The organism is Candidatus Binatia bacterium, from assembly GCA_023150935.1.
In the GTDB taxonomy this organism is placed as follows: Bacteria; Desulfobacterota; Binatia; order HRBIN30; family HRBIN30; genus JAKLJW01.
The window spans coordinates 1-11,493 of the sequence record JAKLJW010000068.1 but is presented as its reverse complement, the minus strand read 5'-3'; the positions used below and the strand labels follow the sequence as shown (position 1 = coordinate 11,493).

At 67.4% G+C, this 11,493-nt stretch carries 8 protein-coding genes and 1 pseudogene; 8 read left to right on the top strand and 1 reads right to left on the bottom strand.

The features are described from left to right. Window positions 1-81 precede the first annotated feature (81 nt). The 8 genes from L6Q96_22235 to L6Q96_22200 all read left to right on the top strand — a co-directional run bounded on the left by L6Q96_22235 (window position 82) and on the right by L6Q96_22200 (window position 11,047). The gene (locus L6Q96_22235) at window positions 82-1,545 is read left to right on the top strand and encodes a hypothetical protein (protein MCK6557268.1); all 1,464 of its coding nucleotides are present in this window, start codon (window positions 82-84) and stop codon (window positions 1,543-1,545) included. A 231-nt stretch (window positions 1,546-1,776) separates the two neighbouring features. After that, a complete protein-coding gene (locus L6Q96_22230) occupies window positions 1,777-2,970 on the top strand; it encodes an efflux RND transporter periplasmic adaptor subunit (GenBank protein MCK6557267.1) in 1,194 nt (397 codons plus the stop codon). Between the two features lie 20 nt (window positions 2,971-2,990). Continuing rightward, window positions 2,991-6,143: a multidrug efflux RND transporter permease subunit gene (locus L6Q96_22225; GenBank protein MCK6557266.1), complete on the top strand. Its 3,153-nt coding sequence runs from the start codon at window positions 2,991-2,993 to the stop codon at window positions 6,141-6,143. After that, window positions 6,140-7,639 carry an efflux transporter outer membrane subunit gene (locus tag L6Q96_22220; protein MCK6557265.1) on the top strand — a complete coding sequence of 500 codons (1,500 nt, stop codon included), beginning with the start codon at window positions 6,140-6,142 and terminating at the stop codon, window positions 7,637-7,639. Before L6Q96_22225 ends, L6Q96_22220 begins: the two co-directional genes overlap by 4 nt. Beyond that, window positions 7,636-9,156, top strand: coding sequence for a TolC family protein (locus tag L6Q96_22215; protein MCK6557264.1), 1,521 nt, complete (start codon window positions 7,636-7,638; stop codon window positions 9,154-9,156). The genes L6Q96_22220 and L6Q96_22215 overlap by 4 nt, the downstream gene beginning before the upstream one ends. A gap of 147 nt (window positions 9,157-9,303) precedes the next feature. Further along, window positions 9,304-9,882, top strand: a complete 579-nt coding sequence (locus L6Q96_22210) for a Uma2 family endonuclease (protein MCK6557263.1) — start codon at window positions 9,304-9,306, stop codon at window positions 9,880-9,882. A 365-nt stretch (window positions 9,883-10,247) separates the two neighbouring features. Then, window positions 10,248-10,469, top strand: coding sequence for a hypothetical protein (locus L6Q96_22205; protein ID MCK6557262.1), 222 nt, complete (start codon window positions 10,248-10,250; stop codon window positions 10,467-10,469). Between the two features lie 8 nt (window positions 10,470-10,477). Continuing rightward, window positions 10,478-11,047 carry a nucleotidyltransferase gene (locus L6Q96_22200; GenBank protein MCK6557261.1) on the top strand — a complete coding sequence of 190 codons (570 nt, stop codon included), beginning with the start codon at window positions 10,478-10,480 and terminating at the stop codon, window positions 11,045-11,047. Here L6Q96_22200 and L6Q96_22195 read toward each other — a convergent pair. Continuing rightward, window positions 11,043-11,144 (bottom strand): annotated as a pseudogene (locus L6Q96_22195) (transposase). The gene L6Q96_22200 and the pseudogene L6Q96_22195 overlap by 5 nt on opposite strands. Window positions 11,145-11,493: the final 349 nt, after the last annotated feature.

Genomic DNA, 11,493 nt, shown 5'->3' with positions numbered 1-11,493 from the left:
GGAAAGATGGTGCTACTCGGGGCGAACGGAATACGCTGCCGAATTAATGAACCGGAGTACTTAGCCGCACGGGAGGTGAGCATGGCCACCAGGCGCAAGTCCGAGACCAACTCCGACACCCCGCTCGGGGTCGGAAGACAACTCCTGGGGGCGGGTGGCGTCGATTGCGTCTATCGCGACGTTTACATCCGCCGCGCCTTCCATCTCATGCAGGAGTACCTCCCCGCCGAAGAGTACCGCACACTGAAGCAGCGTCAGGCCGACTGCGATCTGCTCCTGCGGCAGAACCGGCAGGCGCTGCAAGAACAGGACTGGGCGCGCGTGAAGGAGCTGTCGGCGCGCATCGAGTCGCTGCGTCACTCCATCGAGGCGCGGCGGGCAGAGGTCGAATTCGGCGACCTGCTGTCCGCCGCGGCGTGCAGCGTGCCCATCGACCCGTTTTCTCCCGGGTACGAGACGGTGCTCATCAGGGAAGGCCGCAGCGCCGGCGACATTCGCGACGACGTCGTGAGCACGTTGAAGGCCCTCGAACGGGGCGATGCCGCACTGGCCGCCTTCTACCGGGGCCGCTGCGACTACTTCTCCGGCCTCGACATCGTTGCCGCCGCGGCCAGGAAGACCGAGGCGGCGCGCGATCCTGCCCAGATCGAGCGCGAGGCGCTGTGGGCGATCGAAAGCGGGGCCGTGGATCGCCTCCAGCAGCTCGCCGACGAGATGCTCGAACTGCGCGGCGGCGGCGGTGAGACGGCCGCGGGCCACGCCGGTGCGGCGACCGTTCAGGTGCGACACCGTTGCCCGGTCGACCTCGGCGCTCCCTTTCCCGGCGACGCGGTGCAGCGTGCCGCTGCGCTCGGTCTGGCGGCGCATACGCTTCCTCCAGCCCGCGAAGATGTCGGGCCGATCGTCGACTTCATGTACCAGAACGCCTACAGCCCGACCTTCAGCGATGCGCGAACGCAAATGGACGGCAGTATGCGCCTGCGGGAGGCGATTCAGGAGCGCAAGCTGCCGGCCGCCATCGCGGGCGCTCTCCAGGAGTTCGTCGAACTCTTCATGCGGCATCCCTACATCAACTCCGGCGGTGCCCGGTACTTGCCGCCGATCTGTAAGGAAGCGGTTCTCTTCGAAGACTTCCCCGAGGACGCCGAAGCCCCTGCGACCTCGGAACTCCTCACGGCGTTGCACCTGCCTCAGCGCCGCGGCCTGTCGCGGATGGAAATCGAGGACGCGCTGTTGCGTCACGGACCCGACCTGCTGCGCGAGCGGCTCGGCCTCGATCCGCTCGAGTTTCGCGTCGTCTGCATCCCGCTGGATCTTTACGCGCGCCTGGGTCCGGAGCGGCAGTGGGGCCGGCAACAGCAGTGGACCCACTTCGACGGCTATCAGGTCATGCGCGACCTGAAGTTGCGGGCTCTGGTCGGCGGCGACGTGCGCTACGGCGGGCTGGTGGATCTTGTTAGCATCAACGCGGATGACCAGCGCGAAGGCGTGGTCGCCCGTTTCGCGGTGGTGCGCCGCGCCCGCCTGGTGGCGCGGTGGAAGTGAGGCAGCAGGCCGCCGAGCTGACGAAGTGCCGGGCGGCCGGGTGCGCAGGTTGTGCCGCGATTCGGCGCTTGCGCTGCCGACAGTAGCTAACGCCCGGACACCCCCGACCCCTTGCCGGCATCCTTACCGCCGTCCCGCTGCCGGTCCGAGACCGATTGCGGTCTCGGTGGATTTGCCCGTGGCGTTTAGGGCATAAGGCGCCCCATAGATTCACGACGGTAGGAGGTGCTCATGAGGCGGCGCACAGCGTGGCAGCAGCGTGGCGATTTATCCCGGAGACTCGTCGAAGTCGTCGGTTCGCTGCTTGCCGTGAGTCTGCTGGGGACCGCCTGCGGCCGGGGCGACAAACCGACCGCTCCGCCGCCGCCCGAGGTGCTGGTTACGGAGGTCGTGCAGAAGGAAGTGCCGGTTTACGGCGAGTGGATCGGCGTGATGACCGGGTTCATCAATGCCGACATCCGGCCGCAGGTGAAGGGTTATCTCCTCGCCAAGCTTTACCACGAGGGCGACGTCGTAAAGGCGAACCAGGCGCTCTTCCAGATCGATCCGCGCGAGTTTCAGGCGCAGTTCGAACAAGCCCGGGCGAATCTGGCCCAGAATCTGGCGATCTTGAAGAAGAACCAGCTCGACGTTGCGCGCTACACACCGCTGGCCCGGGAGGGCGCGGTCAGCCAGCAAGAACTCGACAATGCGATTCAGGCGACGCAGGCCAGTCAGGCGACGGTCGACGCCGCGAAGGCTGCCGTCGATCAGGCGCGGCTGAACCTCGATTGGACCAAGGTTACGTCGTTGATCGACGGTGTCGCGGGCATCGCGCAGGCGCAGGTGGGCGATCTGGTGGATCTGTCGACGGTGATGACCACCGTCTCGCAGCTCGATCCGATCAAGGTAAGATTCCCGATCGCCGAGCAGGAGTACCTCCGGTTAGCGCGCGCGCGGGCCGCGGGTGACACGAACGAAGAAGCTCGCCGCGACGATCTGCGCTTGATCCTCGCCGACGGCACCACTTATCCCAGCTCCGGCAAGGTGTACGTGGTGGGGCGCGAGGTCGACCCGCGCACGGGTACGCTGACCATCGAGGGGCTGTTCCCCAATCCGCGCAACGTCCTGCGGCCCGGCGGTTACGCCAAGGTGCGGGCGCAACTGGAGGTGCTGCCGAAAGCGTTGGTCGTGCCGCAGGCGGCCGTCGCCGACGTGCAGGGCGCCACCCAGGTTGCCGTCGTGCTGCCCGACAACACGGTCGAGATGCGCAACGTGGTCACCGGCCCACGCGACGGTTTCTACTGGGCGATCGCCTCCGGCGTGAAGGCGGGCGAGCGGGTGATCGTCGAAGGCGTGCAGAAAGTGCGCGGCGGCGTCAAGGTCAGCCCGAAACCGTTCGCGGTGCCGACTCCCGGCCCGACGGCGACACCGATGCCGTTCTGAGGCGACGCGGGGCTGCGCGCATGTCGAACTTCTTCATCAATCGGCCCATCGTGTCCATGGTGATCTCGATCATCATGGTGATCGTCGGGATCGTGGCCATGGTCGCCCTGCCGGTGGCCCAGTTCCCGAACATCGCGCCACCCGAGATCCAGTTGACGGCCACCTACGTCGGTGCCGACGCCGTCACTCTGGCGGACTCCGTCGCCACGCCGATCGAGCAGCAGATGCAAGGCGTCGACGGCATGATCTACATGTACTCGTACAACGCCAGTAACGGGCAGATGACCCTCAAGGTCGATTTCGACGTCACCACCGACGTCAACACCGACCAGATCCTCGTGCAGATGCGCTACCAGCAGGCGGCCTCGCAGTTGCCGATGGACGTGCAGCAGTACGGGATCAACATCAAGCCCTCGGCGACCAGCCCGCTGGCGCTGTTTTCCCTGTACTCGCCGAAGGGCACTTACGATGCGCTCTTTCTGACCAACTACGCCTTCATCAATATCAACAACCCGATGGCGCGTGTGCCCGGTATCGGCCAGGTGCTGATCTTCGGCGCCGGCAACTACGCGATGCGCTTCTGGGTCGACCCCGACGTGCTGGCGAAGCTCGGGATCACGGTGACCGAGATCCTCGAAGCACTGAAAAGCCAGAACACGGTCAACCCCGCCGGTCAGATCGGCGGCGAGCCGGTGCCGCCGGGGCAGCAGTTCACGTACACGGTGCGGGCGCAGGGCCGGCTGGCCAGCGTCGAGGAGTTCGGCAATGTCGTCGTGCGTGCTAACCCCGACGGCTCCGTGGTGCGGATGCGCGACGTTGCCCGCATCGAGCTGGGTGCGCAGACGTACTCGATGATCGGGCGCCTCAACGGCGCGCCGGCGGCGATCGTCGCGATCTATCAGCTCCCCGACTCCAACGCGATTGACACCATGAACCAGGCGAAGGCGCTGATGGAGGAAGCCAGGAAGCGCTTTCCCGAGGACCTCGATTACGTCGTCTCGCTCGATACCACGCTGGCGGTGACCGAGGGTATTCGCGAGATCGTCAAGACGCTGTTCGAGGCGCTGGTCCTCGTCATCATCGTGGTGTTTGTCTTCCTGCAGGGTTTCCGTGCGACGCTGATTCCGCTGCTGGCCGTGCCGGTGTCGCTGGTCGGCACGTTCATGATCTTTCCGTTCTTCGGATTTTCGATCAACACGCTGTCCCTGTTCGGCCTCGTGCTGGCGATCGGCCTGGTGGTCGACGACGCCATCGTGGTGGTCGAGGCAGTCGAGCACCACATCGAACATGGCCTGTCGCCGCGCGACGCGGCTTTCAAGGCCATGTCGCAGGTGTCGGCGCCGGTGATGGCGATCGCGTTGATCCTTGTCGCCGTGTTCGTGCCCACGGCCTTCATCCCCGGCATCACCGGCAGGTTGTATCAGCAGTTCGCGGTGACGATCGCGGTGTCGGTGGTCATCTCGGCGTTCAACGCGCTGTCGTTGAGCCCCGCCCTCGCGGCGTTGCTGCTGCGGCCGCGGAAGGAGACTCGCGGTCCGTTGGGCGCTTTCTTCCGCTGGTTCAACCGCGTGTTCGCGCGTGCCACCGACGGCTACGTGAACTGGTGCCATAAACTGATTCGCGGATCGGCGGTGTCGATGCTGGCGCTCGCCGGCATCGCCGTGGTGGCCGTGTTGCTGGGCTCGCGTTTGCCCGGGAGCTTCCTGCCGGAGGAAGACCAGGGGTACTTCTACATGAACGTGCAGCTTCCCAACGCGGCGTCGCTGCAGCGGACCGACGGGGTATGCCGGCAGATCGAGGCGCTGCTCAAGGAGACCGCGGGGGTGCAGACGTACAACACGATTGCCGGCTTCAGTTTGCTGAGCGGCGTGAACACGACCTACAGCGCCTTTTACTTCGTCACGCTGACGCCGTGGGAGGAGCGCGACAAGGAGGGACGCACGGCCGCGGCGATCATGCGCGAGCTCAACCAGAAGCTCTACATGTTGCCCGAGGCGCAGGCGTTCGCCTTCGCGCCGCCGGCGATCCCAGGGGTGGGAACTTCGGGCGGGGCGACGTTCATGCTCGAGGACCGCAGCGGCACGGGGGTCAAGTTCCTCGCGGAGAACACTGCCACGTTCATGGCCGCGGCGCGCAAACGGCCGGAGTTCGCCTCGGTGTTCACGACCTTTATCCCCGACACGCCGCAGATGTACGCGAAGGTCGATACCGACAAGGTCCTCACGCAGGGTGTCGATCTGAGTTCGGTGTACAAGACGTTGCAGACCTTCATGGGCGGCACGTTCGTTAACTACTTCAACCTGTTCGGGTTCGTCTGGCAGGTGTACGTGCAGGCCGACGGACCGGCGCGGACCACCGCCGAAAACGTCGGACGCTTCTATGTGCTGAACAACAAGAAGGAGCAGGTGCCCTTGTCGGCCCTCGTCGACATCCAGAAGATCAACGGCCCCGAGTTCCTGATGCACTTCAACGGTTACAACACCGCGCAGATCAACGCCGTGGCCGCGCCGGGATACAGCTCGGGTCAGGTGATGGCGGCGCTGGAGCAGGTGTTTGCGGAGACGCAACCGGTCGAAATGGGTTTCGACTACATGGGCATGTCGTTCCAGGAGCAGGTGGCGGCGCAGGGTGTGCCGCCGAGCGTGATCTTCGGGTTCTCGCTGCTCATGGTGTTCCTGATCCTGGCGGCGCAGTACGAGAGCTGGTCGTTGCCGTTCAGTGTCTTGCTCGGCGTGCCGATCGCCGTCTTCGGGGCGTACGCCGGCCTGTGGTTGCGCGGCTTCGACAACGACGTGTACGCGCAGATCGGCCTCGTGATGCTGATCGGCCTGGCGGCCAAGAACGCCATTCTCATCGTCGAGTTCGCCAAGGACGAGTACGAGGGCGGCAAGTCGGTGGTGGATGCGGCGCTCGCGGCGGCGCGCCTGCGGCTGCGGCCGATCCTCATGACGGCGTTCGCCTTCATTCTCGGCGTGGTGCCGCTGGTCACCGCTTCCGGATCGGGGGCGGAATCGCGGAAGATCCTCGGGACGGCGGTCATCGGCGGTATGCTGGCGGCGTCGCTGATTGCGATCTTCATCGTTCCGGTCTCGTTCTACGTCGTCGAGCGGCTGCGCGGCGAGAAACCGCCGGCGGCGCCGCCAGTGACCGGCGGGGGAGGACAGGGGTCATGACGCGGGTGCTGGCGGTTATCGTGACGGCTGTGGCGGTTGCCGGCTGTGCCGTCGGCCCGAACTACACGCCGCCCGAGCTGGCGACGCCGGCGGCGTATCGGGGCGCGACGGAGACCGCCGCCGAGCCGGAGTCGTTTGCCGATCTGCCCTGGTGGCAGGTCTTCGACGACCCGGTGCTGCAGGACCTGGTGCGCGAGGCGTTGCAGCAGAACTACGACCTGGCTGCGGCGGCGGCGCGGGTCGAACAGGCGCGTGCGCAGGTGGGGGTGACGCGGGCGCCGCTGGCCCCCCAACTCGGCTACCAGGGTGGGGCGTCGCGCAACAGTCTGAATCTCAGCTCGCTTAACGGGAGCGATACGGCAAGAACCTTCAACTCGTTTCTGGGCGCCTTCAATCTGGCCTGGGAGATCGACATCTGGGGGCGGGTACGGCGCGCCACCGAGGCGTCCGTGGCGGAGTTGTTCGCGGCCGAGGAGGTTCGGCGGGGCGTGGTGCTGACCCTGGTTGCCGACGTGGCCGAGGCATATCTGACGTTGCTGGAACTCGACACCGAGCTGGAAATCGCGAGACGCACGACGCAGAGTTTCACGGACACCCTGCAACTGTTCGCCCGCCAGTTCGAAGGCGGTTACACCTCGAAGTTGGCAATGACCCGGGCGCAGGCGGCCCTGGCGAGTGCGGCGGCCGCGATCCCGAATGTCGAGCGCCTGATCGCCATTCAGGAAAACCGGCTCAGCGTGCTGCTCGGCCGGCCGCCGGGCTCGATCGTTCGTGGCGTTACCCTGGCGGCGGCGCGCATGCCGCCGCAGACGCCGCCGGGGCTGCCCGCGGAACTGTTGCGGCGGCGCCCCGACATCCGCCGCGCCGAACAGGGAATCGTCGCCGCCAACGCCGGCGTCGGCGTGGCGGTTGCGAACTTCTTTCCCAGGCTCGGGCTGACCGCGTTGTATGGGGGCGCCAGCAGCGAACTCGAAGCGGTCTTCAAGGGCGCCGGTAACGTGTGGACGTTCGGCGGGACGCTGGCCGGGCCGCTCTTTCAGGGCGGCGCGCTCTACTACGGCTACAAGGGAGCCGAGCAACAGTGGGAGCAGGCGCTGGAGACTTACCGGCAGGCGGTCGTGCAGGCCCTGGCCGAAGTGGCGAACGCGCTGGTCGACCAGGATAAGCTGGTCGGCGTGCGCGTTCAGCAGGAGCTGGCGGTGCAGGCGCTGCGCGAGTCGGTACGCCTGGCGACCTTGCGGTACGTGGGCGGTCTGGCGACGTACTACGAGGTGCTGGAAGCGCAGCAGCAGCTTTTCCCGGCGGAGAACGCTCTGGCGCAGACCGAACGCGATCAGCTCGTGGCCGTCGTGCAGTTGTATCGCGCCCTCGGCGGCGGTTGGGCGGTAGAGCCCAGCGGCACCCCGGGGCGCGGCAACGACGAGGATTTCCCGCGCTACCCGCCGGGAACGGGCGATCATCCGGAGCTGCAGACTACGGCGGTGGTGGGGCGGTGAGGCGGCAGGTGGGGCCGGCGCCGCGGCCTGACCGCCGCCCATCCGGCAACCGGTTTGCGGGCCGTCTCCCGGTCGTCGTTGCCGCGCTGGCGTTCTCCGCGTGCGCGCCGATCGGCACGCGCGTCGCGACCGATCCGCTGCCGAATGCGCCGCCGGGGCCGACGCGCCCGTGGGACGGCAGCGGTCCGGCGTACCCGCCCGGCGGAGTCGACGCGACGCGCCGGGCGGCGGCGGAGTTCCCGGGCGTGGTCGCCGGCCCCGATCCGGATGTCGCCTACGACGTGCCGGGGCTGATCGATCTTGCCCTGCGCATCAACCCGCAGACCCGCCTCTCGTGGGAGCGTGCACGGAGCGCGGCAGCTCGGCTCGGGGTGGCCGGGGGGGCATACCTGCCCATGCTCACCCTGCTGGCTGCCGCCGGTTACGTCCAGCAGGAGAACCTGGCCGGGACCGGGCCGGTGTTCACCACCGGGGCCCAGGTGACCCCCGGCCTCGAGTTGTCCTGGGTGCTGATCGACTTCGGCCGGCGCGCCGCGGACTACGACCGGGCGTTGCAGCAGCTCCTCGGCGCCAACCTGCAGTTCAATCGCGTTCACCAGCAGGTTGCCTACGACGTGCAGCGTGCGCTGTACGCTTACGATGCGGCGCAGGCGCAGGTGGACGCGGCGGAGGCGACGCTGACGGCAGCCGCCGCGGTGGAAGCCGAGGCGGTCGCGCGGCTCGACCGCGGGCTGGCGACCAGCACCGAGATGCTGTTGGCCCGTCAGGAGAAAGCGCGTGCCGCATACGAGGTGCAAGCGGCGGAACAGTTGGCGGCCGATGCGCAGGCGACGCTGGCGGAAGTCCTCGGCATCTCGCCCACGGCGCCGCTGCAAGTGCGGGAGCTGTCGGAGTTGCCTTTGCCGCCGCGGCTGGCCGATTCCGTCGAGGCGGTAATCGATCGGGCGCTGATGCAACGTCCGGATCTCGCGGCGAGTCTTGCCGACTTGCGGGCCCGTGCCGCGGAGGTGCGCCGGGCGCAGGCGCAGTTCATGCCGCGAATCGAGTTGGCCGGCGGGGTCGGCGGGATGGCCGGCGAGTACAGCCCGCAGGACATCCCCGCGCATTTCCGTTATGCGGAGCCGGTGTACGCCGGGCTGGTGCGGTTTTCGTGGGGGCTGTTCGAGGGCTTCGTGCGGCGCAACCGGGTGCTCGAGGCGGAGGCCGAGCGCGGGGCGGCGGCGGCCTCGTTGTCGGAGCTGCAACTGAGCGTCCTGCGCGATGTCTGGAAGGCCTACGCCGACGTGCAGGCGGCGTTTCTGCAGTACGAGTTCGCCGAGGCGTTCTTGCGTGCCTCGCAGGACGCTTACGACGCGGCGCTGATCGGCTACCGCAACGGCCTGGCGACCATCGTCGATTTGCTCGACGCGGAGCGCGGTCTCGCGCGTGCGCGTACGACGATGGTCACCAGTCGTGCCGAGGTGTTAATGACGGCCGCCGCACTCGCCTTCGCTGCCGGCGATCCGGGAGGACGGTGAGAGGCGCTTGCGTCCCGCCCGGAAACCGGGGGCTTCCCGCCGTGCGCAGGTGGGGCGTTACGGCGGCTGGAGGTTCATTCGCCGGAGCGAGCGTGCTAGCGTGGGCGCATGGCGAGGTCCGCAGGTGCAGCCGAGGTGGTCGGGCCGATGAGCCTCGAGGAGTGGGCGGCCCTCGACGAGGAGGTCGAGGGCGAGTTGGTCGATGGGGTACTCGAGGAAGAGGAGATGCCGACCTACCTGCACGAGCTGGTCGTGGCCTGGTTGATCGACAACCTCCGGCGGTGGGCGCGGACCCGGCGCGGATTCGTCGTCGGCTCGGAAGCGAAGATCGCGGTCGGTTCCAGAAGAGGCCGCAAGCCGGATGTCTCGGTTTATCTCCGCAGCCGTCAGCCCGGATTGAACGACCGCCTGATTACGGTGGCGCCGCATCTGGTAGTCGAGGTCGTCACCGCGCGGGCCCGCGACGTGCGCCGGGATCGGATCGATAAGCTCGCCGACTACGGCGGTGCCGGTATCAGGTACTACTGGATCGTCGACCCGCAGGTGCGGGGGTTGGAGATTCTGGAGCTTGGTCGCAGCCGGCGCTACAGTGTGGCCCTGGCCGCGAGCGCAGGCACACGCCGCATCCCGGGTTGTCCCGGCCTGGCGCTCGATCTCGATGCACTCTGGCGCGAGATCGACGAGGCCGGCGCCGCAACGACCCGTGGCCGTTCGAAGAAGCGCTGAGCCTCGAAGGGGCGGAGATCTTAGGTCTTCATCGAGATGTCGGCTGTCGTGCACGCGGCTGTCGTTCCTTGACCCGGGCGTTGCCCCGGGGAACGATTCGAAGACAGGAAACCGAACCCCCGAAAGGCCTTCATGCGACGGCGAGCCACATCGCACAGGGGCCTGCACACACAATGGGCGGCGTCCTTTCGCAAGAAAACCGTCCCTTAAGAGCGGAGTTATGGGGATGGCGGGCAACGTCCGAGAATGGGGATTATGGCAAACAGGGCGTTTGTGCCGGCTATCCGCCGGACGGCAATGAGTTCGGCGACCTCTACAGTGCCGTCGCTAGGCAGCCCGCGGCCTTTGGGCTATCGTGATGATGCATGGTGTCCGCTCGTGATCGCGCGCACTTCGACCGCATTGCGGAAGCGGAAGCGGAGCTCAACCGCGACTCCCTCCGCGCCTGTGCTGCACGCCTGCCGGGAAAGAACGTCGAGATCGGCCTCGAGCTGAGCGATTTCGCCCTGGCGTTCGGCGGCGACCTGACGCGTCCGGACGAAGTGCCGCCGATTCAGCTGTGGCGCCGGCGCCCCGCGACACGATGACGAGTCCGGTGCGGCGCGATCTCAACGAAACCTTCCACCAGGTGGTCGAGGCCCTTGCGGAGGCCGGGTTGCCGCATGCCTTCATCGGCGCGCTCCCGGTTCTGGCTTGGGGCCGCGTGCGCGCGACCACGGACATCGATTTGGTAGTTGTCGCGGCGAACGGCTGGGCGCGCCTGGTCGATGCCCTGGGACGGCGAGAGATCGCTTTCACCAAGCAGATCGGCCCCGCCGAACGGACCGACGAACTGGCGGATGTCGGAGTCTTCCATACACAGGGTGATCCGAGCATCCGTGTCGACGTCTTCGTTGCCAAGACCGACTTCGAGAACGCCGTGGTCGCCACCGCGCGTAACGCACAGGTGCTTGGCCTGACCGTGCGCCTGGCATCCCCCGAAGCGTCGATCGTCTACAAGCTGCTCGCCCAGCGCCGGCGCGACCTGGATGACGTCGACAGCATCTTCGAGGCCCGACGGGCTGCAGGTGACCCGCTCGACTGGACGTTCCTCAATCACTGGGCGGGCGAATGGGGCATCACCGAGCGCCTCGCCCCGTACCGCGAGCAGTTCGGAACGCCCTGAATCGCGGCCGCTGGATGTCGTGGTAGCCCGCCACCTCCCACCGCGCCGGATGGCCGACGACCCCTGCCCGGACCATGTTCAGGTCGATGTACACCAGGGTGGGACCGCCGGGCAACGCCCCACCATCAACCCCCGGCCGCCGCCGGAGGCTCAAGCCTCCGGCTACTCGCACGAAGCCCTGGCGGGCTCGTCTTGCGCACCTATCCTCGGCAGTCCGGTTACGTAACATGGGGGCGTGGCCGGACCCCAACGCCCCCCTCCAAAAAAGCCCGGAGGGCTTCGTCAGAATAGCCGGAGGCTTGAGCCTCCGGCGGAGGGGACCGCCGGGCAACGCCCCACCATCAACCCCCGGCCGCCGCCGGAGGCTCAAGCCTCCGGCTACTCGCACCAAGCCCTGGCGGGCTCGTCTTGCGCACCTACTCCTCGGCAGTCCGGTTACGTAACAT